General features: G+C 67.0%; 24 protein-coding genes and 1 pseudogene. 13 read left to right on the top strand and 12 right to left on the bottom strand.

The annotated features are described in order from the left end of the window. Positions 1–7: 7 nt before the first annotated feature. From K6T50_RS17830 to K6T50_RS17820, 3 genes are all read right to left on the bottom strand, one after another. Positions 8–211: a type II toxin-antitoxin system HicB family antitoxin gene (locus K6T50_RS17830; RefSeq protein WP_222609192.1), complete on the bottom strand. Its 204-nt coding sequence runs from the start codon at positions 209–211 to the stop codon at positions 8–10. 142 nt (positions 212–353) lie between these two features. Continuing rightward, positions 354–1,445, bottom strand: a complete 1,092-nt coding sequence (gene gfo6, locus K6T50_RS17825; protein WP_222609191.1) for a D-xylose 1-dehydrogenase Gfo6 — start codon at positions 1,443–1,445, stop codon at positions 354–356. A 63-nt stretch (positions 1,446–1,508) separates the two neighbouring features. Next, positions 1,509–2,444 (bottom strand): DMT family transporter, encoded by a 936-nt coding sequence (locus K6T50_RS17820; RefSeq protein ID WP_222609190.1) that lies wholly within the window; start codon positions 2,442–2,444, stop codon positions 1,509–1,511. A gap of 136 nt (positions 2,445–2,580) precedes the next feature. Between K6T50_RS17820 and K6T50_RS17815 the strand changes: the two genes are divergently transcribed. From K6T50_RS17815 to K6T50_RS17800, 4 genes are all read left to right on the top strand, one after another. After that, positions 2,581–3,642 carry an acetamidase/formamidase family protein gene (locus K6T50_RS17815; protein ID WP_222609189.1) on the top strand — a complete coding sequence of 354 codons (1,062 nt, stop codon included), beginning with the start codon at positions 2,581–2,583 and terminating at the stop codon, positions 3,640–3,642. Beyond that, a complete protein-coding gene (locus K6T50_RS17810) occupies positions 3,639–4,415 on the top strand; it encodes a sugar phosphate isomerase/epimerase family protein (protein WP_222609188.1) in 777 nt (258 codons plus the stop codon). Before K6T50_RS17815 ends, K6T50_RS17810 begins: the two co-directional genes overlap by 4 nt. 125 nt (positions 4,416–4,540) lie before the next feature. Beyond that, positions 4,541–5,077, top strand: a complete 537-nt coding sequence (locus K6T50_RS17805; RefSeq protein ID WP_222609187.1) for a DUF7342 family protein — start codon at positions 4,541–4,543, stop codon at positions 5,075–5,077. Beyond that, positions 5,061–5,510, top strand: coding sequence for a toxin-antitoxin system TumE family protein (locus tag K6T50_RS17800; protein WP_225935459.1), 450 nt, complete (start codon positions 5,061–5,063; stop codon positions 5,508–5,510). Before K6T50_RS17805 ends, K6T50_RS17800 begins: the two co-directional genes overlap by 17 nt. 14 nt (positions 5,511–5,524) lie before the next feature. Here K6T50_RS17800 and K6T50_RS17795 read toward each other — a convergent pair whose 3' ends face one another. Continuing rightward, positions 5,525–6,232 carry a DUF2238 domain-containing protein gene (locus K6T50_RS17795; protein ID WP_225935458.1) on the bottom strand — a complete coding sequence of 236 codons (708 nt, stop codon included), beginning with the start codon at positions 6,230–6,232 and terminating at the stop codon, positions 5,525–5,527. 2 nt (positions 6,233–6,234) lie between these two features. Next, the gene (locus K6T50_RS17790; RefSeq protein WP_225935457.1) at positions 6,235–6,927 is read right to left on the bottom strand and encodes a metal-dependent hydrolase; all 693 of its coding nucleotides are present in this window, start codon (positions 6,925–6,927) and stop codon (positions 6,235–6,237) included. Positions 6,928–7,153: 226 nt separating this feature from the next. Here K6T50_RS17790 and K6T50_RS19350 point away from each other — a divergent pair, with 226 nt between their 5' ends. Beyond that, positions 7,154–7,486 carry a DUF7344 domain-containing protein gene (locus tag K6T50_RS19350; protein ID WP_425601416.1) on the top strand — a complete coding sequence of 111 codons (333 nt, stop codon included), beginning with the start codon at positions 7,154–7,156 and terminating at the stop codon, positions 7,484–7,486. Positions 7,487–7,594: 108 nt separating this feature from the next. Here the strand turns inward: K6T50_RS19350 and K6T50_RS17780 are convergent. Beyond that, positions 7,595–8,400 (bottom strand): annotated as a pseudogene (locus K6T50_RS17780) (TrmB family transcriptional regulator). 386 nt (positions 8,401–8,786) lie between these two features. Here K6T50_RS17780 and K6T50_RS17775 point away from each other — a divergent pair. The 4 genes from K6T50_RS17775 (at position 8,787) to K6T50_RS17760 (ending at position 12,847) form a co-directional block, all read left to right on the top strand. Next, on the top strand, positions 8,787–9,587 hold the full coding sequence (locus K6T50_RS17775) for a TrmB family transcriptional regulator (protein WP_222609185.1): 801 nt from the start codon (positions 8,787–8,789) through the stop codon (positions 9,585–9,587). A 56-nt stretch (positions 9,588–9,643) separates the two neighbouring features. After that, positions 9,644–9,955, top strand: coding sequence for a HalOD1 output domain-containing protein (locus tag K6T50_RS17770; protein ID WP_222609184.1), 312 nt, complete (start codon positions 9,644–9,646; stop codon positions 9,953–9,955). Positions 9,956–10,152: 197 nt separating this feature from the next. After that, positions 10,153–11,307, top strand: a complete 1,155-nt coding sequence (locus tag K6T50_RS17765; protein ID WP_222609183.1) for a cobalamin-independent methionine synthase II family protein — start codon at positions 10,153–10,155, stop codon at positions 11,305–11,307. Positions 11,308–11,413: 106 nt separating this feature from the next. Beyond that, complete coding sequence (locus tag K6T50_RS17760) at positions 11,414–12,847, top strand: FAD-dependent oxidoreductase (protein WP_222609182.1); 1,434 nt, start codon at positions 11,414–11,416, stop codon at positions 12,845–12,847. Positions 12,848–12,880: 33 nt separating this feature from the next. On the opposite strand, the gene K6T50_RS17755 is transcribed toward K6T50_RS17760, so the two are convergent. Then, entirely contained in the window at positions 12,881–14,317 is a 1,437-nt protein-coding gene (locus K6T50_RS17755) for a glycerate kinase type-2 family protein (protein ID WP_222609181.1), read from the bottom strand. A gap of 169 nt (positions 14,318–14,486) precedes the next feature. Then, a complete protein-coding gene (locus K6T50_RS17750; protein WP_222609180.1) occupies positions 14,487–14,789 on the bottom strand; it encodes a hypothetical protein in 303 nt (100 codons plus the stop codon). 139 nt (positions 14,790–14,928) lie between these two features. Here K6T50_RS17750 and K6T50_RS17745 point away from each other — a divergent pair, with 139 nt between their 5' ends. Both K6T50_RS17745 and K6T50_RS17740 read left to right on the top strand, forming a co-directional pair. Next, the gene (locus K6T50_RS17745; protein ID WP_222609179.1) at positions 14,929–15,798 is read left to right on the top strand and encodes a universal stress protein; all 870 of its coding nucleotides are present in this window, start codon (positions 14,929–14,931) and stop codon (positions 15,796–15,798) included. Between the two features lie 83 nt (positions 15,799–15,881). After that, positions 15,882–17,681: an acyl-CoA dehydrogenase family protein gene (locus tag K6T50_RS17740; protein ID WP_222609178.1), complete on the top strand. Its 1,800-nt coding sequence runs from the start codon at positions 15,882–15,884 to the stop codon at positions 17,679–17,681. Between the two features lie 25 nt (positions 17,682–17,706). On the opposite strand, the gene K6T50_RS17735 is transcribed toward K6T50_RS17740, so the two are convergent. Next, complete coding sequence (locus K6T50_RS17735; protein WP_222609177.1) at positions 17,707–18,453, bottom strand: hypothetical protein; 747 nt, start codon at positions 18,451–18,453, stop codon at positions 17,707–17,709. A gap of 140 nt (positions 18,454–18,593) precedes the next feature. On the opposite strand from K6T50_RS17735, the gene K6T50_RS17730 reads away from it, so the two are divergent. Continuing rightward, positions 18,594–18,881: a DUF7526 family protein gene (locus K6T50_RS17730; protein ID WP_222609176.1), complete on the top strand. Its 288-nt coding sequence runs from the start codon at positions 18,594–18,596 to the stop codon at positions 18,879–18,881. Positions 18,882–19,005: 124 nt separating this feature from the next. Here K6T50_RS17730 and katG read toward each other — a convergent pair whose 3' ends face one another. The 3 genes from katG to K6T50_RS17715 form a co-directional block, all read right to left on the bottom strand. Next, on the bottom strand, positions 19,006–21,153 hold the full coding sequence (gene katG / locus K6T50_RS17725; protein WP_222609175.1) for a catalase/peroxidase HPI: 2,148 nt from the start codon (positions 21,151–21,153) through the stop codon (positions 19,006–19,008). A 195-nt stretch (positions 21,154–21,348) separates the two neighbouring features. Beyond that, on the bottom strand, positions 21,349–22,794 hold the full coding sequence (locus K6T50_RS17720) for a dihydrolipoyl dehydrogenase (protein WP_222609174.1): 1,446 nt from the start codon (positions 22,792–22,794) through the stop codon (positions 21,349–21,351). A 223-nt stretch (positions 22,795–23,017) separates the two neighbouring features. Further along, the gene (locus K6T50_RS17715; protein ID WP_222609173.1) at positions 23,018–23,416 is read right to left on the bottom strand and encodes a helix-turn-helix domain-containing protein; all 399 of its coding nucleotides are present in this window, start codon (positions 23,414–23,416) and stop codon (positions 23,018–23,020) included. 297 nt (positions 23,417–23,713) lie between these two features. Between K6T50_RS17715 and K6T50_RS17710 the strand changes: the two genes are divergently transcribed. Then, complete coding sequence (locus tag K6T50_RS17710) at positions 23,714–24,586, top strand: DUF2270 domain-containing protein (RefSeq protein WP_225935456.1); 873 nt, start codon at positions 23,714–23,716, stop codon at positions 24,584–24,586. Positions 24,587–24,631: the final 45 nt, after the last annotated feature.

Here is a 24,631-nt window from a genome sequence, read left to right as displayed (position 1 = left end):
GGGCCTGTCACGCGTCGAACCACGGAGCGTCCGCATCGGGAGCCTCCGTGTCGTCCTCGCGTGCTTCGATCGTGAGTTCGACCGCATCGTCGAGGTTCGCGAGCGCTTCCTCGCGCGTCTCCCCTTGGCTGGCGACGCCGACCTCCTCGTCGATCGCCGACCACCCGCCGTCCTCCTCCTCGATGAGGCTGATCTTGCGTCCCGTACTCATACGAAAGAACACGAGAAAAGCCGAGAAAAGCGTTCGGTCGGTCCCCGTCGTCGTGGTCGGACGCGACAACGCGTTCGTGTCGAGCGCCCCGTTCGCACTGAAGCCAGCTTCGCGACGTGGCCGTCATCGAGGACGCCCCCGGCTACTCGGTCAGTTGAACGACCTCCCCCGTCTCGGCCGACTCGTAGATCGCTTCCAACACACGCGAGTCGATCAACGCGTGGCGACCGTCGGGATAAATCGGCGTGTCGGTCAGCAGGTGGTGGCCGAAGTAGGCGAACTCCTCCTCGACCTGGTGGACCGGGTCGACCTCCACGTCCATCCGGACGCCGCCGCGTTCGACCGCCAGCTCGCGCTCCTCGCGCTCGTAGAACGCCGGATCGAGGATCAGCCGCCCCTCGGTCCCGGTGATCTCCAGCCGGCTCGCGTGGGCGGCGTTCTGGCTGACGGTGCACATCGCCGCGACGCCGTCGGGGAACTCCAGCCGGAAGTCCGCGTGTTCGTCTACGCCGGCGAACGCCTCGTGCTCCGTGCGGGTGGTACCCGAGACGGCGACCGGGTCGGCATCGAGCACGAACCGCGTCGTGTTGAGCGGGTAGATCCCGATGTCCATGAGCGCACAGCCGCCCGAGAGGTCGGGGTCGAGGCGCCACTGGTCGGGATCGCCGGTGAGCTCGCCGAGCATCGTCTGCGACATCGTCGCGTGTACGTGGACGGGGTCGCCGACGAACCCCGCATCGAGGAGGTCCCGCAGTCGTCTGACGACGGGGTCGGTCTGCATCCGGTAGCCGACCATCAGGGGGACGCCGGCGTCCGCACACACCTCGACGAGGCTCTCGGCGCGGTCTGCGGACGCCTCCATCGGTTTCTCACACAACACCGCCTTCCCCTGCTCGGCCGCGGCCTCCACGTACTCGAGGTGCGTCGCGTTCGGCGTCGCGACGTACACCGCGTCGTACTCGCCGGCGACCTCGCCCGCGCGGAACGCCTCGGGCGTGACGCCGGTCAGGTCGGTCTCGGACGCGACCTCGTCGACGGCGTCGGCGTCGATGTCGGTGACGACGGTCGCCTCGGTGAACGCCGAGCGCTCGATCCCCGGGAGCGCCCACTCGCGCGAGAACCAGCCGAGCCCGACCAGCGCAATGCGGACCGGCTCGTCGACGGCGTCGGGGTCGAGCGTCTGCCAGTCGCGTCGGGTGAACTCGTCGACGTACTCGCCGAGTCGCGTGTCCATGGTGTCGGGAGGTCGCCGGGGGCGCCGATAAGTCCGCCGGAGGCGGCGACCGGAGCAGGGCGGTCAGTCCGCGGTCCTCGCGTCGGTGCCGGTCCACGCCGTGATCTCGGCGCGGATCGCGCCTCGCTTCAGCAGGACGAACCCCGCGAAGATGAGGAGGAACCCGCCCGCCGTCGCGACCGACGGCACCTCTTGGAGGAACGCCCATCCCGCTAGGGCCGCGAATATCGGCGCGACGTAGCTCACGAGGTTGATCTCGATGGCTCCGAGGCGTTCGAGCAGCTCGAAATAGATGAGAAAGCCGATCGCGCTCGCAGCGATCGAGAGATACGCGAGCGCGGCGATCGACTCCCCGTTGAGAACGATACGTCCGGCCGTCTCCCCGAGCGCGAGCGAGACGACGTGCATGATCAGCGCGCCGCCGATCATCGCCCACGCCTCCATGGTCGCGATCGGGAGATCCGAGTCGACACGGCGCGTGAGGACGCTGCCGAGCGCGAACGCGGCGGCGGCGCCGAGAATGAGTAGCTTCGGAACCGTGCCGCCTGCCAGCAGGTTCGAGGGGTCGAGTTCCGAGAGGACCGCGACGCCGACGAGGCCCAGGACCATGCCGATGATACCGACCGCAGTCAGGCGTTCGCTGGGGAGGAACGCTCTGGCGAAGCCGGTCGTGAGCACCGGGCTGAGGCTCACGACGACCGCGGCGGCCGCGCTCGTCACCGTCGGATCGGTCTGCCCGATGAACAACAGCGCGTGGTACAACGCGATGAGCAGCACCGCCCCGATGGCGACCTCGGTCCACTCCGCACGGTCGCGGGGCAACGGCACGTCCGTCGCGTACAGGGCGTACGCCAGCATCACGACGCCGGCGATATCGTAGCGGATCGCCGCGAACAGCACCGGCGGGAAGTACGCCAACCCCGCCTTGATCGCCATGAACGCCGATCCCCAGACGGCCGCCAACACGAGAAACAGCCCGAGGCTTCGATACCGTGTCACGGTCGGTGTCGGTCGCCGGTGGGTCTGAACGTTACGAATCGCGCTTCCGGACGTCCGTGGTTCGAGGGTGTCGCCGCCATCCGGTCGTCGCCCGGTGCCGGGATGACTTATACCCCTCGGCGCGGCACTGTCACCCGTGTCTCAGCGCCGCTTCGCCGTCCCCGACGCGCCGGATCCGGAGTACGAACTGTCCGCCGACGAGGCCGTCCACTACGAATGGGACGCGGCGATCGATCCCGCCCTCACCGTCGATCCGGGGAGCGTGATCCGCTTCGACTGTCGCGACGCCTACGACGGCCAGGTCGAACCGCCGGCGACCGTCGAGAAACTGCTCGCCGTCGACGCCGACGGCCACCCGCTCACCGGCCCCGTCGCCGTCGAGGGTGCCGAGCCCGGCGACACGCTCGCGGTCGACCTGCTCGCGTTCGAACACCGAGGTTGGGGTGTCACAGCCGTCCCGCCCGGCGAGCGTGAGGGCGGGCTGCTCCCCGAGGAGTTCCGGGACCTGCACGTCCGGGAGTGGGATCTCGACGCCTCCCGCGAGGGAACGCCCGTCGCGACGTTCGTCGACTCCGACGCGCCCGACGTGGCGGTGCCGCTGGCGCCGTTCCCGGGGAACCTCGGCGTCGCTCCCGGCGACGAGGGGCCACACTCGACGATGCCGCCGCGTCGCGTCGGCGGAAACGTGGACGTGAAACACCTGACCGCGGGCTCCCGCCTGTACCTCCCGGTCGAGGCGGCGGGGGCGCTGTTCTCTATCGGCGACTGTCACGCCGCACAGGGCGACGGCGAGGTGTGTCTCACCGGTATCGAGGCGCCGATGGCCGTCACCCTCCGCCTCGATCTCGTCGACGATCACCGCGTCGACGGCCCGCAGTTCGAGACCGACGGCCCGTTCACCTCCGCCGGTCACGACGAGCGGATGTACGCGACGACCGGCATCGAGCCGGACCTGATGGACGCGGCGAAAGCGGCGGTCAGCGACATGATCACCCACCTCCACGACCGGCGAGGGTTCTCCCGTCCGGACGCGTACGTGCTCTGTTCGGCGGCGGTCGACCTGAAGATCAACCAGGTCGTCGACGCACCGAACTGGACGGTTTCGGCGTACCTCCCCGAGTCGGTGCTCTCGGGGCCCGATGGCGGTGGTTCGCGGTCGGGTTCGGCCGCCGGCGAGGACACGGAGGGGAACGCGTGAGCGACTCCCCACGCGGCCCCCGATTCGGGTTCCAGCTGTACAGTCTCCGGGACATCGACGATCCACTCGACACCGTCATCCGGCACGTCGGCGACGCCGGCGTCGAGGGCGTGGAGTTCGCGGGCGTCGACGCCGCCGGCGTCGCCGGCGAGGACCCCGACGACCTCCGGGGGGCGCTGGACGCGACGAGCGTGTCGGCCGCCGGCGCTCACGTGGACCTGGCAGCGATCGAGTCGGAGCCTGCGGCTGTCGCCGCGACGTGTACTACCCTCGGCTGCGACCGCGTCGTCGTTCCGTGGCTCGATCCCGAACACTTCCGGTCGGCGGCGTCGGTTCGGCGGGCCGCCGAACGGCTCTCCGCGGCCGCCGACGAGCTGTCGGACCACGGGCTGGACCTCCACTACCACAACCACGATCAGGAGTTCGTCCGGGTCGACGGCGAGTACGCGTTACATCGCCTGCTGGCGCTCGCCGACGGCGTCGGTCTGGAACCGGATCTCGGATGGGCCGGCGCCGCCGGCGCCGAGCCGCTGACGCTGCTCTCGCGGTACGCCGACCGGATCGACCTTCTTCACCTCAAGGACTACGACGCAGAGGCGGGAACGACGGTCCCGGTCGGCGACGGCGACATCGACCTGTCGGCCGTCGCCGACGCGGCCAGCGGCCATGGCATCGACTGGGTGATCTACGAGGCTGAGGGCGGAGCGGACACCTACGACACCCTCGATGCGGCGGCTAAGGTCGGCGCGTCGTCCTTCGGTCGTCGTTCGTAAGTATAGTCTCGGAACGCCACACCGTCGGGGACGGCGGACGACTCGGACCTACCGGTGGTCCGCCCACGATGAAAACAATATTTTTCGGAGAAACATATATTGTCTCTCGCTCGTGAAGATCGTGTATGAGCGACGACTCGGAGCCCGGCGATGGAGGGAATCCGGTTTCGCGAGCCCGCGAGGACTGGAAGCGTTCGACGACGGCGCTGGAACGCGTTCAGCAGGTGATCGAACAGCCATCGGAGCCGAAAACCGCGGCGGAAGTCGCCGCCGAGGCGCTGGTGAGCGAGCCGACCGCCCGGAAACATCTGAAGTCGCTCGTCGAGATCGGGACCGCATCCGCGACCGAGGAGGAGGGTGCGACACGGTATCGTCGCAACGAGGATACGGTTCTGTATCGGCGGATTCGAGAGCTGGCGACGGAGCGTTCTCGTCAGGAACTCATCGAGAGCGTTCACGACATGAAGCGCCGTATCGGCGAGTTCGAGGAGACGTACGATGCGGCCTCGCCGGAGGATCTCGCAACGTCACTCGAACCTGGTGCGACCGAGTGCGCGTGGGAAGCGGTCTCCGAGTGGCAAACGACGGAGCGGAACCTGCACATCACCCAGGCGGCGATCAACTACGGCCGAGCACGAGACCTCGGTGCCGCAACCCAATAACGGGATGGGCGACTCCATCGACGGGCCCATCGGCCCGGTCTCCTACTCGATACTCACGCAGATCCGCGATCTCTGTTTGAACGAGGAACCGCTCGTGGAGGCGACGTGCTTCGACGACCCGATCGATCCGACGGAGCTCGTTCTCACGTTCTCTCGGGGAGTCGAATCTCCAGGTCGGATGGAGATCACGTGGTGGGTTCGAGGTGCATACAGGTATCACTACACCGAACCCGAGGGGGTCGACTTCCGGTTCGACAACCACCCGAAGACCGCCGCTCCGGACACACACTTTCATCCTCCGCCCGACGCCGGCACCGCCGAACCCTCGTTTCTCCACGGTGTAAGGCAACCACAGGTCGTGACCCGTGCAGTGTTAACTCGATGGCGCCAAGCGGTCGTCGAACCCGCCGGACTCAGGAACCTCAACGAATAGCTCGTAGCACCGTCCTATCTCGCGTCCCTCGCGTAACGCGTGAGGAGCATTCCCGCCACGGTCAGTACCGATCCCGCGCCGACTACCTGTCCGGTCCACACCAGCGCTGTTCGGGTCGCCGTCGGCGACACGGCGGCGACTTCGACGAACAGTCTGAGATCCACACCGACGACGAGCAGCGCGCCGACGACGTCGAACACCAGATCGAGCGCCGTATCGCGCCACCCGTAGTGAACCAGCACCGGTTCGATGTCGAGCCAGTCGGCGATGTCCCGCGCGAGGAGCTCGCCGATCTCCCAGAACACGCCGAGCGCGAACACGAAGCCGATCGTCGCGCCGGCGAGACCACCGGGCCAGAAGACGGGACCAGACGAGCGTGAGACGGCGACCAGACTGCCGTAGACCAACGAGGCGAGCAACCCGGCCGAGAGCGTGTGCGTGAGGTGGTCCCACCACCTGACGGTGTCGTACCAGCCGAGCATCCCGACGACGTGGAGGAACCCCGCCAGCGCGAGCCACAGCGACAGTTCGGGAGTGGCGGACATCGCCTCCGCGACCGCCGTCGGTGCGACTGCGGCCACTCCAGCGGGTACCAACGCGACCGTGAGCGCGAACGCGGCGTTGATCACGGCGGCCGCGTCCGCCCGCCGTATCGCGACGACCCCCATGGCGACGATCCCGGCCTGCAGAAGCGTCGCAGCGACGTGGGCCGCGTCGTGCACGGTTACCGTCCGTCCCGCGCTGCGCGGGCGGACTGGCTCGCGTCGCGCTCGCGGCGAGCCACATCCGCGCCGGTCGCCGAACCGGTCGGTGCCGGCTCACGATAGCGCGCGGGGAGCGAGGAGACGACCCCTGCCGGGAGCGCGGGGACGACCACCTCGACGATGTTCGGGAGAACGCGTCTCACAACCGTGTACACGGCCGCCACCGCGAGCGTTCCGGCGACGACGAGCCGAATATCGGCGGCGACGAAGCTCCACAGTCCGGCCGCGAGCGTCGCCGACAACAGGAGGTCCTCGGGGGCGCCGTCGTATCGGATCCAGCGACGCGGCGCGATCCAGCGACCGTTGAAGTGGTCGTACACCGCCCGGTCGGCGGTCGCTTGCCACGGCCGGAGTTCGAGCCCGCCGCCGAACACGTCGGCGACGCTGTGGGCGGCCGCACCGACGATCGCGGCCGCGAGCGCGACGCTCGCGACGGTGCCGAGTACGAGCGCCGACGGGACCGCGATGATAGCGCCAAGCGAGTAGTACACGGGGAAATGGAGGGTCCGCCGGTGGCCGACATACAGGTCGAGATCCGGCACGATCCCGCCCAACAGCCCCGCAGCGAGCACCACGGGGGCCGCTTCGGGCACCAGCACCGCCAGCGGAACCGCGAGGGCGGCGCCGGCGAGCGCATGGGTGGGGAGCATCATGTGACCGAGCGCACGGCCCCCACGGGTTTGAGCGTATCGTGCGAGTTGCGCACACGTCGGAACGAGCGCCGTTGTCAACACATTCCGTGAGAAATCCACCTCAAGGTCAAGCTGCTAGGTAGACGAAGTTAGCGCCCGGGCCCGGGAAGATTCACTCGGATAGTCAAAAACACCTTGTTAATGAAAATGTGAGAGGTTAACCGACTGAGCCTTCGTATAGATTCACATGAGCAAGGGAATTTCTTCGGCTTCGTTCGACACTCAGCTTTCCGCACTGAGTCACATTGATCGGCGACGACTGCTCCTTGCGCTCTTTCATGCGGAAACGGAGGACGACGCCCTGCCCCTTGAGGTCGACCTACTGGAGCACGACACGGCTGGCAACACCCTCCAACTGTCGATGAACCACGTTCACCTCCCGAAGCTCGACGAGCACGGCTTCGTCGAGGCGAACCCGGACCGTGGTTCCGTGACCATCGGTCCTCGATTCGACGAGATCGAACCGCTCCTCGAACTCCTCGATGAGAATCGGGACCGGTTGCCCGACGATTGGCTGTGACAGTTGCGACGGCGGGACATCGGTCATCGTGGTTGCGCAGGCCACCCGACCGTGGCTCGAACGGGTGGCGACCGAGCCGCTGATCCATTCCCGGAACTATGCTCGCGACTATTCTGGGTGCGGATCGTGTTGGGGAAGCAACCCCTGCGCCAGCAATCGCCGCGAGATCACGACGAGCCCGTTGCGGAACCCGCCGCCGAAGATCGCCTGTTCCTCGCTTGTGCTGGGTACGATCGTACTGACGAGGATCGTCGACCGATCGACCAGCAGGAGCCGCCCGATCGACAGGTCTCGTCGGATCCCTCCTCGCTACGGAGCCAATCCAGCCCCGAGAGGAACGTCGTGGCGTTCGGGACGGCGTCGTGAACCTGCGCCTCGAGCGACTCGGTTACCGCCCCGATCAGCAAGTCAACTCCGGGTTCGAGTTCGTTCAGGCTCTCGACCATATCTTCAGTCAACAGCGACTCGTCACCGAGAACCAACACGATCTCCTCGGTCGCGTTTCCGATGAGCTTGTTCGACCGATTCGCGATCGCGTCCGTCCCGGACATCGTCCAGACCTGCTGGACCGGGTCTTCGTCCGTCGGTTCTACGGGGTCTGTTTGTTCGATTGCCTTCTCGAGGCGCTCAACGCGGGCCTCGTACTGGTCCCGGAGTGTGTTCGTCGCCTCTTCGAGCGGAACGGCACGAAACCGCTGTGGACTGGAATGCTGGACTTCGACGAGCCCCTGCGCTTCCAACAATCGAACGGCGTCATAGACTCGTGTTCGGGGAACGTCAGTTATCTCACTGAGCTGTTTCGCCGTGCCCGTCGAGAGGCGTGACAACCCGACGAAACACTGTGCCTCGTACTCTTTCAAGCCGAGTTCCTGGAGTACTTCGACTGCTTCTTCTACTGTTTCGTTCGCGCTCATGTGTCCCAACTCGTAACCCGGGAATGCCCGGAGTTCTCGAAAAGTTGCGTCGCTGGACCGATAGGCGTTGTCACTCTCCGCGTGGCAGATCCGGATGCGGCACCGAGCGAACCCGACGATATTGTCCTCGCTGGTACTGTATCCTCTCCATCCATTCTCTGTTGTCACTCGGAGGATTACAAATAGTGGCGCGCGAATTCGACGGAAACGATTCGGGATACTTGCTTCCCTACGATTTTACTCAGTTAATCACAAAAGACATATGTGGCTATCGCCCTTTCCCATTAACCGGCACGCTACCCGGATTTGTGTCCCAACCACAACCCGATCCGTGCCGGACCCGGCCATCTTCCGTGGCTGGGTTTCCACATAACAGCGGCACTACAATGAGTACTGATCCGTCCGATGACCCCCGTTCGGTCGCGATCGAACAGCTCGAACAGTTCGGACTCAGCGCGTACGCCGCGCGGACGTTCGTCGCCCTCGTGAACTTAGGGACGGGAACGGCGAAGGACGTGAGCGGCGTCTCGGACGTGCCTCGAACCCGGGTGTACGACGCGATCGACGAACTCCACGATCTCGGGCTGGTCGACGTGAAACAGTCCTCGCCCAAGGAGTTCCGGGCGATTTCGGCCGACACCACCAGCCGGAAATTCGAACTGAAGACGGATCACCGTCTTTCGATCCTGCGCACGGCATTGGACGAACTCGAACCTGTTGAACGGAGCGAGGAACAGCGCGGCGTCTGGACGGTCGATGGAGAGGAGGCGGTCGAAGATCGCGTGTTCGAGTTCATACGTGGGGCCGACGACGAGATCGTCTACATGACCGTCGAGGACCTGCTCACCGATGACATCGTCGACGAACTGGGTGCGGCCGCATCGCGGGGGGTAACGATCAGACTCGGCGGCGTCTCGGCGGACGTCCAAACCCGGATCCACGAGGAGATCCCCGACGCTGAGTTGTTCGAATCGCTGTGGATCTGGTCGGACACGCCGGCGGGGCGGCTCCTGATGGTCGATGGCTCGCGGACGCTCGTGAGCGTGCTCGTCAACGGCGCGGATGCGGCCCCGACGGATCCGCGTTCCGAGACGGCGATCTGGGGATCCGGAGAGAAGAACAGTCTCGTCGTCGTGTTGAAAGCGATCTTCACGTGGCGGTTGGAGGGCGCTGACGAAGCCGAGTAAGTAGATGATCACCACAACCAACACCAATTCACCACCGAAGTCCGGAGGAATCGCATATGGCTGATGGGTCCGACGAGGACGGATCCTGTGGAGACGACGAGATCGCTCACGCGCAGTACGACTGGTCTTCGACGGCTCCGTCGATAGCGGTCGTCGAGACGCTCGCGCTGGCTTTCGGTCGGGAGGCTGCCACCCTCGAACCACTGTTCGACGCCGTCGACCCCGACGCGTTGGACGCGTTCTTCCAGTCGGAATCTGTCACCGAGAGCGCGACCGAGGTGGTCGTGACGTTCACCGTCGCCGGTCGACGGGTAACCGTTCGCGGCGGTGGCGGTGTCCTCGTCCGCTCGAACTCGGACGACGAGTAGGTCACGTCGCAGTGAGTGCCCCGATTCCTCCCGGATACTGCCGTTCGCTATTTCGAGGTCTCCGATATTCGTACACGGACAGGAGCGTTCGAGAGTGACCCGTCGAGCCTCGAATCGAAAAGGGCGACATAGCGGGTCCCGATTGCGACTACCATGAGTTATAAAATACTTCGAATATATTACTATCCTACGTTCTCATGACGGACAACGACGACCGGATCCGGACGACGCACATCGGAAGCCTCCCGCGACCGCCGGAGCTGCTCGATCTCCTCACCGACCGACAGGACGGCGAAAACGTCGACGCCGAAGAGTGGGACTCGACCGTCGCCGACGCCACCCGCGACGTGGTCCAACGGCAGGCGGATGCCGGCATCGACATCGCCAACAACGGCGAGCAGTCCCGGGTCTCGTTCAACTGGTACGTCGCGGACCGTCTTAGCGGGATCGAGGGCAAGCGAGAGCAGGAACTGTGGGCGGACCTCCAGGAGTTCCCCGACTACGCCGAGGAAACGTTCAAGACCGACGTGATCGACCTCTCGAAGCATCCGGTCGTCACGGGCCCGGTCGAGTACACCGGACGAGCGGAGGCCGAAGCGGAGATCGCGCAGTTTCAGGAGACGGTCGAGGCCGCCGACGCGGACTTCGCGGACACGTTCATGACCGCGGCGTCGCCGAGCGTCGTCACGGCCACGCACGTCAACGAGCACTACGACTCCTACGACGAGTACCTCTTCGCCGTCGCGGACGCAATGGCCGAGGAGTACGAACTCGTCGCCGACGCCGGGTTGACCCTCCAGATCGATGCGCCCGAACTGCTCACGATCGGACACACCGCCGCCTACGCCGACGCCCCGCTTGAAGAGATCAGGGAGGCGACCGGCCTGCACGTGCAGGCGCTCAACGAGGCGCTGTCGAACGTCCCCGCAGACCAGGTCCGCCTCCACACCTGCTGGGGGAGCTACGAGGGGCCCCACCACCTCGACACGGATCTGGCCGACATGCTCCCGGAGATCTACGAGGCCGACATCACCGGACTCAGCGTCGAACAGGCGAACCCCCGTCACCAACACGAATACCGCGCGTTCGCCGAGCAGCCGGTGCCTGACGGCTGGACGCTGATCCCCGGCGTCGTCGACGTGAAGACGAACGTCATCGACCATCCGGAGACGATCGCCGACCGGATCGAGCGTGTCGCCGACGCGGTCGACGACTCGACGCCGCTGGTCGCCGCGCCCGACTGTGGGTTCGGCACGCAAGCGGGCCTCGGAATGGTCGACCCCGAGATCGCGTGGGCGAAGCTGGAAGCGCTCGACGAAGGGGCCGCGATCGCGAGCGAGCGGCTGTCCTGACGCCGGCGACCGGTCGAGTCGATCACCGACCCGGGCGGATCGACGGATGTGCGCCCGTTCGAACCGTCGGCGATAGCTGTAAGTCGATTCCCGGCGGACTTCCCGTGTGACAGATCCGGTCGTTATCGTCGGCGGCGACGCGGCGGGGTTGAGCGCGGCGAGCAAGCTCTCCCGCGAGGACCCCGACCGCGAGGTGATCGTGTTCGAGCGCGGCCGGTGGGTGTCGTACGCCCACTGCGGCGAGCCGTACTTCGTCAAGGGCGAGGTCGACGAACTCGACGACCTGCTGTCGTTGTCGCCCGCGGAGATCGACGAACGGGGGATCGACCTCCGGCGCGAACACGAGGTCGTCGCCATCGACACCGACGCCCGGACGGTCTCGGTCGCGGGACCCGAGGACTCCTTCGAGCAGCCGTACGGCGACCTCGTCGTCGCGACGGGCGCGACAGCTCGGACCGACCCGATCGCCGGCAGCGAGCTGACCGGCGCGTTCACGATCCACGGGCTCGACTCGGCGGCGGCCGTGCGCGCGATGCTCACGCCGCCCGACGAGTTCGACGTCGACGACCTCGGGGGCGGGGACTCCCTCGATCACGAGCTGGTCGCCCGCTACGGCGCGATGGCGCCGCCCGAGACCGCCGCGATCGTCGGCGGCGGGTACGTCGGCGTCGAGATGGCCGAGGCGCTCGACGCCTGGGACGTGGACGTACACCTGTTCCAACGCTCGGCGCTGCCGGTCCCGATGTTCGGCGAGGCGGTGGGGGAGACGGTCGCCGACCACCTCCGCGAACGTGGCGTCGACCTCCACCTCGGTGCCGAGGTCGACCGAGTGCTCGGCGAGGACGGCCGTGTTACGGGCGTTCGGTGCGAGGACGGTTCGACGCTGGATGCGGAACTGGCGGTCGTCGGCGTCGGCGTCACGCCGAACGTCGAGATCGTCGAAAACACGCCAGTCGAGTTGGGCGAGGGAGGCGCGATCGCGGTCGACGAGTACGGCGAGACCGCCGTCGAGGACGTGTACGCCGCCGGCGACTGCGCCGAAGACCACCACGTCGTTACCGGCGAGACGGCGTGGGTCCCGCTGGGGCTGACGGCGAATCGCGCCGGGCGGGCGATCGGCCGAACCCTCGCCGGAACGCCGACCGAAACCGGCGGGATCGCGGGCACCGCCGTCGTGAAGGCGTTCGAACAGGAGTGCGGGCGAACCGGAATTATCGACGCCGACGAGGCCCGAGACGCCGGGTTCGACCCCGTCTCTCGGACGATCACCGCGGGCTCGCGCTCCGGCTACTATCCCGGCAACGAGGAGACGACGGTGACGCTCGTCGCCGACCGCGCCAGCGGTCGACTCATCGGCGGCTCCATCGTCGGCAAGGATCGGGCAGCGGTCCGCATCGACACGGTCGCGACCGCTCTGGAGGGCGGGCTCACCGTCGACGAGGTGGAACGGCTGGATCTCGCGTACGCCCCGCCGTTCAGTCCCGTCTGGGACCCGGTGTTGGTCGCGGCGAAGGTGTTGAACGGCGCGCTCGAGGAGTAATTCCGACGCACGGCAGCCGCGGTCCGTCCCCGCTCATTCTCCGACCACGATCACTCGGAGGTCGTTGACGTTCGTCCCCGTCGCGCCGGTCGTGACGACCGCGTTGCGCTCGGAAAGCGCCGGGAGCGCGTCGTTATCGTCGAGGGCGGCGCGTGCGTCCGCAGCGTCGGCGGCGTCCGCGATCGTTTGCGGCGTCACTACTGCCCCTGCGGCGTCCGTGCTGCCGTCGCGACCGTCCGTGTCGGCCGCGAGGAACGCGACGGACCGACCCTGAACCGGCGAGTCGGGGCTCGCGAACTCGATGCCGGCGGCGAGGACACATTCGAGGTTCGGCCCGCCGGTCCCGTCGCCCTCGACGGTCACCGTCGTCTCGCCCCCCGAGAGGACGAGCGCCGGCGGGTCGAGCGGGTTCCCCGAGTCGACGATCTCCTCGGCGATCGCGGCGTGCGTCACGCCCGCCTCGCGGGCCTCCCCCCGGATGCGACTCGACAGGATCAACGGGTCGTACCCGCGCTTTTTCGCAGCCGTCGCGGCCGCATCCAGCGCGGTCGCCGCGGAGGCGATCACGTGCGTGTCGACCCGGTCGAACGCCGTCGCGTCGGCGGTCGGCGTCTCGGGCTCGGCGCCGCGTGCGCCGCGCTCCAAGTGGTCGCGGACGACGGTCGGCGCGTCGATCCCGTAGCGGTCGAGCACGTCGAGCGCCTCGGCGTACGTCGAGTCGTCGGGCGCGATCGGACCGCTCCCGATCACGCCGAGGTCGTCGCCGACCACGTCGCTGAGGACGACCCCGACGACCATCGCGGGGGCGGCCGCCGCCGCGAACCGGCCACCTTTCACCCGGGAAAGATGCTTGCGGACGGCGTTGATCTCGTCGATGTCGGCGCCGGCGCTCAACATCGCGTCCGTGGTCTCGCACAACGCGGACAGGCCGACCGAGTCGACCGGCGACGCGAACAGGGCGCTCGCGCCGCCGGTGATCACCGCGAGCACGAGCGTTTCCTCGCCTGCCGACCGAGCCAACTCGACCGCCCGTTCGGTCCCCTCGACGCCGTCGCTCGTCGGGACAGGATGTCCGCCGACGACTCGTTCGATCCGTTCGACCTGTTCTACCTGTTCGCTCCGTGCGCTGTCCACATTGCCCCCGGGGGCGGAGCTCCCCGTGTCGTCGACGACGACCGTGCCCGCGTCGATCCGATCGCCCAGGAGCGACTCCAGCGCGGCCGCCGCGCCGTCGGCCGCCTTGCCGCCCCCGACCACGACGACCCGGTCGTACGCACCGAGGTCGTAGGTAGCGTCGCCGACGCGGAGTGCGTCACCGTCCAGCGAGACGGCATCGGCGACGACCGTCTCGGGAAGGGCGGCCTCGATGCCGGCGCGGAGACACGCGATCGCGACCCCCTCGGCGTCGCTCGGAGTCGAGTCAGTGGAGCCGCTGCCGACCGAGATCGTCGGCCGCTCGTCGTTCGCCATACCCGACCTGTCCGCGTTCGGGATTTAATTGCACCGGCGTGTCCCGGTGGCTCGGGGGCGACCATGCGTTCGAACTCGGGACTATCGACGGCTGGCGTCCCCACTACGGTCACAGAGATGCAAGGAGGAAGCCCACGGCTTTAGCCGTGGGAGGAATCCGACTCGATCGCTACCGTTCGAGTCGGGTCCGCCTGGATCGCCACTCCCACGCCGCCTCGGCCGCCGTCCAGATCCCCGCCCACACCCAAACGAGGACGAACACCAACGCGGTCGTCGTCAATAGTTCCGGCTGGAGTCCCTCGATCGCGGCCACCAACTCCGAGTAGAAGAGGACGGCGAACGCGACCGTCGCGACGAACCCGATCGCCGCACAGAGGGCGTGTCCGACAGCCGCTCGCGGATTTGAAGGGGAACTGCCGGGGGACCGCTTTCGGGGCGCCCGATCTGTCCCGCCTGCAGGTGGTGTGTTCACAACCATCACGCTCCGTGGTTGATATATCACGAACGACAATGATATATCTGCCGGCGGAGGTTCGATCGCGACGGACTGTTCCGAGCGCGGCGGGGACAAACCATTACGGACTGCGGAGAGTACGGTACGCCGATCGACCATGTACGATGACATCCTCGTTCCGTTCGACGGGAGCGACGGCGCGACGGCCGTTCTCGACCACGTCTCCGAGATCGCGAACACGGCGGACGCCACGGTTCACGTCCTCTTCGTCGCCGATACGACGCGCGATTCGGTGACCGTTGTCGGGGGCGAAACGGTGGACGCGCTCGTCGAGCAGGGAGAAACCGTCGTCGAGGAGGCCGAGCGGGTGCTCGTCTCGAACGACGTCGACTACGAGACGGACGTGATACAGGGGAACCCGCCGTCGGAGATCCCCGAGTACGCCGAGCGCTACGGACACGACCTGATCGTGATGTCCACGCACGGCCGCCAGGGGATCTCCCGGTTCCTTCTCGGCAGCGTGACCGAGAAAGTCGTCCGGCTGTCGTCGGTGCCGGTATTGACGGCGCGCATGCACCCGGACGAGCGGCTCGCGTTCCCCTACGAGAACGTCCTGCTTCCGACCGACGGGAGCCCGGGGGCGACCGCCGCCGTCGAGCACGGCCTGGGGCTCGCGTCCGCGCTGGGTGCGACCGTCCACGCGCTGTCGGTCGTCGACGACCGATCGCTCGGACTCGACGTGCGGTCGGCCGAGGCGGCCGAATCAGGGACCGAAGCGGCCGACGAGGCCCTCGACGACGTCGTCTCCAGGGCCGACGCGTACGACATCGACGAGGTGGTTCGCCACCGCGAACGGGGGAGCCCGGTGGAAGGCATCCTCGACACCATCGACGAGGACGACATCGACGCCGTCGTCATGGGGACGGTCGGCCGCACCGGAACCGACCGGATCACGTTGGGAAGCGTCGCCGAGAAGACCGTTCGGTCGGCCCCGGTCCCGGTGATAACGGTCAGAACGAACGAGTAGGGAGCGGGCCGACTCCTCCCGCGGAAATCCGGTTCGGGTATCCGACGGCAACGTTGATACGACAGGAACCGAGAGCGTGGTGCATGTCAACTGGCCCCATCGACTACGGCACCCTCTCGGCGGGCCGCGAGTGCAACTACTGGCGGATGGACCCGACGTTGCGGGCCGCCGCCGAACGTGCGTACCCCAACGGGGAGTTCGAGTGGGCGAACCAGATCCTGGAGCGGTTCGGACACGCGTGCGGCCACGGCATCGCCGACCGGTCCGACCGGATCGACCGACACCCGCCGGAGCTGCACACCTACGACGCCGACGGCGAGGTCGCCAACGAGGTCGAGTACCACCCAGACCAGCGGGAGAACGAGCGGGTCGTCTACGACGAGTTCCGGCTCACGCACGACCCGTTTCACGCGCCGCCGGGACGCGACGAACCGGCGAGCTTCACGCACGCGCTCGCGATGCAGGCGCTGTTGTCGTACTGCGACATCGGGTTCACCTGCCCGGCGTCGATGACGACCGGCGCGGCGATCGTGCTCGACGCGGCCGACCACGACTGTGAGGAGTACCTCGACCGACTGACCAGCGCCGATATCGACGAGCACATCGAGGGGGCGATGTTCCTCACCGAGAAGCAGGGCGGCAGCGACGTAGGCGCCAACGAGGTCCGCGCCGAGCCGGCCGACGACGGCACCTACCGCCTGTTCGGCGAGAAGTGGTTCTGTTCGAACATCGACGCGCAGGGGGCGCTCGCGCTCGCTCGGACGCCCGACGCCCCCGACGGAACCGCGGGCCTGTCGCTGTTTCTCGTCCCCCGTGAGATCGACGGCGAGGTGAACGACTCGCTGTTTCGCCGCCTGAAGGACAAGCTTGGAACGCTGTCGGTGCCGACGGGGGAGATCGAGTTCCGGGGCGCCACGGGGTATCTGATCGGCGAGGAGGGCGACGGCTTCCGGCTGATGGCGGAGATGATGAACTACGAGCGGCTGACGAACGCGACCGGCGCCGTCGGGGTGATTGGCCGCGCGTTGTTGGAGGCGAAGGTGCACGCGGCCGACCGGGAGACGTTCGGCAAGCGCCTCGAGGAACACCCGCTCATGCGACGCGACCTCGCGGAGTTGACCGTCGAGTACGAGGGGGCCGCGACGTTCTCGTTCGAGGCCGCGCGGTGGTACAACGAGTACAAGCGGAGGACGGAGTCAGGGAACGACACCGAGTCGGACGAGGATCGGGCGTTCAAGCTCATGCGCCTCCTGGTTCCGGTGGCGAAGTACCGGACCGCTCGCGACTCCGTCGGTGTCGCCTCCTACTGCATGGAGGTGCTCGGCGGTAACGGGTACGTCCGCGAGCACACGACGCCGCGACTGCTCCGTGACACGCAGGTGCTCCCGATCTGGGAGGGCGCCTCGAACGTCATCTCGCTTGACGTGCTTCGCGTGCTCGAACGCGAGCGCGCCCACGAGGCGTTGGTCCCGTTCGTCTCGGAACTGCTCGCCGTCGACGACGACCGACTCACGGCCCTCTCGGCGGAGATCCGGGAGTCGTTCGAGGCGCTCCAGGCGTCGCTGGGAACGCTCGCGACCGAGGACGCCGAGTACGCCCAGTACCACGCCAAGGAGCTGGCGAACCTGATCTACGACGTGACGACGGCCGCGCTGCTGCTCTCGCGCGCCGACGACGCACTCGCCGCCGACGACGGGAGCGATCCCGACGCGCGGCTCGCGCTCGTCGCCGAGGCGTTCGTCGACGAGCACCTCCGAGCCGACCCGTCCCGGGCTATCACGTCGGGGTCGACGATCTGCGACGAGCACTTCGACGCGCTGGCGCAGTACGCGAGCGTCGATCCCGGGACGTTGACCGGATCGATCCTCGACGCGCGCGATTAAACGTCGGTCGTGACGGCGATCCCGCTCAGGCCGAGTCGATCGCCTCGATCGACAGATCGAAGCCCCACTTCGCGCTCGGCGATTCCTCGTCGCCCGCGATCCCGCCGGTGTGGTCCGTGTAGGTCGTCTCGAACCGGGCTGTTCCGGTCGGGAAACAGCCATCGATGCCCGAGGCATCGTGTGTTACGTACAACCCGACGAACGTCGTGAGTGTCCCGCTGCCGGGGATCTCGACGGTCCCGTACTCCATCGTCTGTGCGATCCCGGAGGCGAGCCGCCAGCACCCCTCGTCCGCGAGGTCGAGATCCGGGAGCGCCCGGTCCGGTTCGCCGCTCGTCGATCGGTCGGAGTGGGGGTACCAGACGAACGTTCCGTCGGCGTCTCGGACGTAGTGGAAGACGACGGGGCGGTACTCGCCGATCATGACCGGCTCGTCGGTGTCGTTCTCGACGTCGACGCGGAGTACCACGGGGGAGCCGTCCGTCACGTACGGGTTCGCGAGCGAGACGCGCGGGCTGATCGGAAGCTCCGGCGCGGCGTCCTGCGAGGCGATCGCCGCCTCGTGGGTCGCGCCCGGCGGGTACTCGCGGTCGGAGGGACGGGTTCCGTCCCCGTCGCCGCCGTCATCGGGTCCGCCGTCGGCGTCGTCGGTCCCGGTTCCGCCGTCGGTGAGCGGTCGTTCGGTCGTTCCGTTCGCGAGGCCGGTACAGCCGGCGAGTCCCGCGAGGCCGATGACGCCGGCCGCACGGAGGAGGGCTCGTCTGTGTTGCACGATCGGTAGTTATCGAGGGCGACGATAAGCCCGCCGTACGGTCAAACCCCCCTTTGACTCATCGTCGGCGTCGACACGACTAGGCGCGAATCTCCATCGAGGACCAACAAGGGGATGCGCCAGCGGCCGAACACACGACCGTGACCGAGACGATCACGATCGAGGTGGTACACGCCGTCGGGCCCGAGGAACTCGACGAGGCCGATCTGCAGCCCGCGCTCCGTGAGATCGCCGACGCTCACCACGTCCTCGTCGGTCGCCGGGGCGGCCGACAGTCGTGGCTCGATCGGATCCGGGCGTTTCTCGCACGCGAACCGGTTGAGGCGGTGACCGTTGTGACCGACGAGCCCGCCAGCGAGGGGGCGGAGGTGACCCTCCGCGTCGAGGAGACGGACATCGCGGGCGTGTACGTCGCGACGGCGACGTAGCCGGTCGGACGGGACCGACAGTGGGTCCGGCGGCGAACCGGGGTTTCTGAATTCGCAGAGCTACCTAGTCGCTCAGGAAGCAAACGGAAAGAAAACGGAGTCGGCGCGTCGGTCGCGTGCGTCGCTACTCGAGGTCGAAGCGGTCGAGCCGCATGACCTTCTCCCAGGTGTCGACGAAGTCCTCGACGAACTGCTCCTCGCCGTCCTCGGCGGCGTACACCTCAGAGATGGTACGAAGGCGGGAGTTCGAGCCGAACACGAGATCGAAGCGGGTGGCCTCCCACTCGACCTCGCCAGTCTCGCGGTCGATGCCCTCGAAGACCTGCCGCGACTCCGAGACCGGTTCCCACTCCGTGTCCATGGTCAGCATGTTCACGAAGAAGTCGTTGGTCAGCGTCTCGGGCTCGTCGGTGAGGACGCCGCGATCGGTGTCCTGATACGTCGCGCCGAGCGCGCGCATGCCGCCCAGCAGCGCCGTCATCTCGCTGACCGACAGGTTCAGCAGGTCCGAGTTGTCGACCAGCAGGTCCTCGGCGCGGCGCGGGGCGTCGTCGCTAATGTAGTTGCGGAAGCCGTCGGCGTGCGGCTTGAGCGCCTCGAACGACTCCTCGTCGGTCTGCTCCTGCGAAGCGTCCGTCCGACCGGGGTCGAAGGCGATCTCCACGTCGTAGCCGGCGTCCGCGGCGGCCTGCTCGACGGCCGCGTTGCCGCCGAGCACGATCACGTCCGCGAGCGAGACCTTCGTGTCGTCGGACTGCGCGGCGTTGAACTCCGCCTGGACGTCCTCGAGCGTTTCGAGAACGGTCTCGAGTTCGGCCGGCTCGTTCACCTCCCAGCTGCGCTGGGGTTCCAGCCGGATGCGGGCGCCGTTGGCGCCGCCGCGCTTGTCGCTGTCGCGGTACGTCGAGGCCGACGCCCAGGCGGTCTTGACCAGCTGCGAGACCGACAGGTCGGTGGCGAGGATCTCCGACTTCAGCTCGGCGGCGTCCTCGTCGTCGATCAGGTCGTAGTCGGCGTCGGGGAGGGGATCCTGCCACAGCATCTCCTCGTCAGGAACCTCAGGGCCGAGGAACCGCTCGGGCGGGCCCATGTCGCGGTGGATGAGCTTGTACCACGCCTTCGCGAAGCTGATCCCGAACTCCATCGGGTTCTCCTGGAACCGTTCGAGGACCGCACGGAAGTCCGGGTCGTGCTTCAGGGCCACGTCGGTCGTGAGCATCATCACGTCCTCCGTGTCCGAGGGGTCCTGCACGCCGGGTGCGGCGTCGTCGAGCTCGCCGTCTTTGGTCGTCCACTGCCAGGCACCGCCGGGACCCTTCTCGGGCTCCCACTCGTGGTTCAGCAGGTTGTCGACGTAGCTCGTGTCCCACTGGGTCGGCGTGGTGTTCCACGGGCCCTCGATCCCGCTCGTGATCGCGTCGGGGCCCTTGCCCTCGCCGAAGTCGCTCTCCCAGCCGAAGCCCTGGTCCTCCATGGGTGCGGCCGCGGGCTCGGGGCCGACGTGTTCGTCGGGGTCGTCGGCGCCGTGGACCTTCCCGAACGTGTGTCCGCCGGCGATGAGCGCGACCGTCTCCTCGTCGTTCATCGCCATCTGGCTGAACGACTCGCGGATGTTCTGTGCGGAGCCGTCGAGGTCGGGCTCGCCGTTCGGTCCCTCGGGATTCACGTAGATGAGCCCCATGACCGTGTTGCCGAGCGGCCACTTGAGGCTCCCGTCCTCATCGAACCGGTCCTCGGAGGACAGCTCGAACTCCTCCTCCGGGCCCCAGTCGACGGCCTCGTCGGGCTTGTAGTCGTCCTCACGTCCCCCGGCGAAGCCGAACGTCTCGAACCCCATCGATTCGAGCGCGACGTTGCCGGCGAGGACGATCAGGTCGCCCCACGAGAGCTTGCGCCCGTACTTCTGTTTGACCGGCCACAGCAGCCGGCGCGCCTTGTCGAGGTTCGCGTTGTCCGGCCAGCTGTCGAGCGGGGGGAGCCGCTGTCGGCCGCCGGAGGCGCCGCCGCGCCCGTCGTACGTCCGGTACGTCCCGGCGCTGTGCCACGCCATCCGGATGAACAGCGGGCCGTAGTGGCCGTAGTCGGCCGGCCACCACTCCTGGGACGTCGTCATCACGTCCTCGATGTCCGCCTTCACCTGCTCGTAGTCGAGCGACTGGAAGGCCTCCGCGTAGTCGAATTCCTCGTCCACCGGCCCCGCGTTCTGGGCGTTGTGGTCGAGGATCTCTAGGTTCAGCTGGTCTGGCCACCAGTCCTTGTTGGACCTCGTCATCACTCGATCGTTGCCGCCCTCGTATGTTAATATTGTCTTCTGGGGTAAGGAAGTCTTCGCTCTATCGAACCTCGATATCGAATCAGCAAATAATAGTTTGTCATCGGAGCAAGCGACCGGCCTCACCGCCGTGATCCGGGCAGCCTCCGAGACACCCGTTCGAACAGTCGGTCGCAGCGATACGCCGACCTCGCTTCAGTGTGAGTGACCGTCGCCGCCTCGTGTGAACTGGCCGGAGAACCCTCGCTGGACGACCTCCGAGAGCGCGGGGTGAACGTGCACCGACTCACGGATGTCCCGGACGGTCCCCGATCCCGACTTCATCGCGACGACGACCTCCTCGATGAGATTCGACGCCTCCGGGCCGACGATGTGACACCCGAGGATCTCGCCCTCGAGTGTTATGATCGCCTTCAGGAACCCGTCCGCCTTCATCGCGCTTCCCCGTGCAGTCTGGTCGTAGGCGTACGTTCGAGTCGCGTACTCGCGGCCGGCCGCCCGGAGTTCGTCCTCGGTCGCGCCGACGCCCGCGACTTCGGGCGACGCGAACACGGCGAACGGCATCGCGGAGTAGTCGACCGCTTCGAGCTCGTCGCCGAAGAGGTTCCGTACCACCGCCTGTGCCTCGTGGTTGGCGCTGTGTTTCAGCAGATATTCCCCGACGATGTCGCCGAGGGCCCACACGCCGTCGACGGTCGTCCGGAGGTACTCGTCGGTCTCGACGAACCCCCGTTCGTCGGTCTCGATGCCGGTCTCCCCGAGGTTCAACGTGTCCGTGTTCGGCGTCCGACCGGCGGCGACGAGGAGTTCGTCCCCCGTCACCGACACCGGATCGTCGTCCACGATCCCGCCATCGTCGCCGTCATCGCCGTCATCCCCGTACTCGTACGGCTTCGCCTCGACGGTGACCTCCCCGTCTGACTGCGAGACCGCCGTCGCGGCGTGGCCCGTGTGGACGGTCATCCGCTCCCCGTAGCGGTCGGTGAACGCCTCGGCGACCTCCGGGTCCGCCTCCGGGAGGAGGTTCGGCCGGCGACCAACGATCGTCACCTCGCTCCCGAACGTCTCGAAGAAGTGGCCGAGCTCGGCGGCGATGTAGCCGCCGCCGACGATGACGAGGTGGTCGGGCGGCGTCTCCAGTTGCAGGGCCTCGGTGCTGGTCAGATAGTCCACGTCGTCGATCCCGTCGATCGGCGGGATCGCCGGTCGCGTCCCCGCCGCGATGAGGATCGTATCGGCAGCGATCCGCGTTCCGTCGTCGTCGCCGCCGACGATCTCGACGGTGTTGTCGTCGACGAATCGACCCTCTCCTTCGTACAGATCGTGTCTCGGCGACGACCGAAGTCCCTCCCGGATCGACGCCGAGTCGCCCTCGACCTCCTCGTTGACCTCCCGGACGATCGTCGAGAAGTCCACGCCCTCGACGGTCGCGTCGATGTGGAACTCGTCGGCCCGCTCGATCGTCTCAAGGATCTCCGCGTGGTACAGCAGCATCTTCGACGGGATACAGCCGCGGTTGAGACAGGTACCACCGAGCGGACCCTTCTCCACGATCGCGACGGACTGTCCCCGGTTCGCGGCCGCGTTCGCGACGTCGAGCCCGGAACCGGATCCGATGACGAGGAAATCGACTTCGTCCATGACCTCGCAGTCGGCGACCAAGTACAATAGTCAACGGTCGCTGTGTCCGATCGATGCCAATCCGCCCACGGCCGGGAACCCACGGAATATCCTAACTCGGACTCCATTCAGTTACTCTCCTTGCAGTAATGTATTGTCATGGGGATACTAAACAGAACTACGAGAGCGATGATTCGACCAGCGCAACGAGGCTGGCTGGAGTGCTAGTCGGACGTGTGACCCGTCAGTTCTCGGCGGGGACCTGCTCGGACTGCTCGTATTTCGTCTCGAACTCGCCGATGAGCTGGCCCATCTTGGCGTACCAGTCGTTGAGCATGCGCTGCATGTCGTCGGCGATCTGCGACGGGTCCCTCGGGCTGTACACGTGGTAGTACCCGCCCTGATCGTAGTTGATCTGATCCTTCTGGATGAAACCCGCGTTCAGGAGTCGCTGAACCGAGCGGTAGGCGGTCGACCGCTCCCTGTCGACGCGCTCGGCGATCTCGTCGATCGTGAGCTGCGAGTCGGCCGAAACCAGCGCCTGGAAGCAGTCCTTGTCGAGTTCCTTCAGGCCGTGAAAGCACTCGAGCAGCCCCTCGCACTCCATGTCCCGTCGGAGTTGTTCGGACATCGAATCGGGCATTTGTCTGGTAATACGAACGATCTCCGGCGATATAAGGGTTGTGTGTGCCATTTACAATCTCGTTCCGCCAGTAGTCGGCGGAGATGACCCCCGAAACACGCACAAGGTTGCGGTTCGCCCCTGGCGGTATCTGGACAAAATTGCGTCCGATGCATCCCAACGCGGTCAGGAATGAACGGGACCGTCGAACCCGTCGGGGCCGGACAAAACCGATAAACCGCTCGAAGCAGTATTGGGCAGTATGGTACATACTATTGCCGATGTCGGCGGCTTCGGATCGGGTGAGTTCCCGGGGCGATGTCGGTCGATGACGACGGCGGCACCGACGATTTCCTGGCGGAACGATCGAGGATGACGGCAGAACCCGACGGCGATCCCGACAGCGACGAGACCGAGTGCTCTCCGGAGGGCGACCTCGGCGGAAACGCGGTCGGCTCCGGTCGTGACGGGAGAAGGTCCGAATCGCAGCCCGACGAATCACAGTCGGGGGAAACCCCACTCGAAGCGTCGCCTCCACACGTCGGTGCGGGACTCCTCGACGAGGACATGGGACCGAGCTCGGCGATGGCGCACCTCTACCGGGGGGAGCTTCACCGGATGAAGCTGTGGCGCGAACGCCTCGATCGGACGACGAACTGGGGGGTCGTCGTTATCGCCGCGCTGCTCACGTGGGCGTTCACCAGCCCGAACAACCCCCACTACATCATCCTCGTCGGCGTCGCGACGCTGTCGGTCTTCCTGGTGATCGAGTCGCGTCGCTACCGCGGGTACGACATCTGGCGCACGCGCGTTCGCACCATTCAGGAGAACGTCTGGGCCTACGGGCTCGACCCGGAGGGCGGCCTCGCCGACGAGGAGTGGCGCGAACGCCTCGGCGACGACTACCGGTCGCCGACGCTGAAGATAACGGCCGAGGAGGCGATCGCTCACCGGCTCCGCCGGGTGTATCTTCCGCTGTTCGCCATCCTCCTGGCTGCCTGGTTGATCCGAACGACGGCCTTCTCATCGGACCCATGGCCGGCCGCCGCGGCGATCGGAATGGTCCCGGGGACAGTCGTTCTCCTCACCGTTGGCGCCTTCTACGTCGCCGCGATCGGGATCGCGTGCCGGCCTCGAACCTGGCACGCGAAGGGCGAACTCCGGTCGGAGGACCTCCGGAAACGGCGCTGACACCGGCGATCGGTTCCTCGGCGCCGATAATTATGCGACTGGGAC

This window comes from Halobaculum magnesiiphilum (assembly GCF_019823105.1).
GTDB lineage: Archaea > Halobacteriota > Halobacteria > Halobacteriales > Haloferacaceae > Halobaculum > Halobaculum magnesiiphilum.
This window is presented reverse-complemented; position numbering and strand designations above follow the sequence as displayed.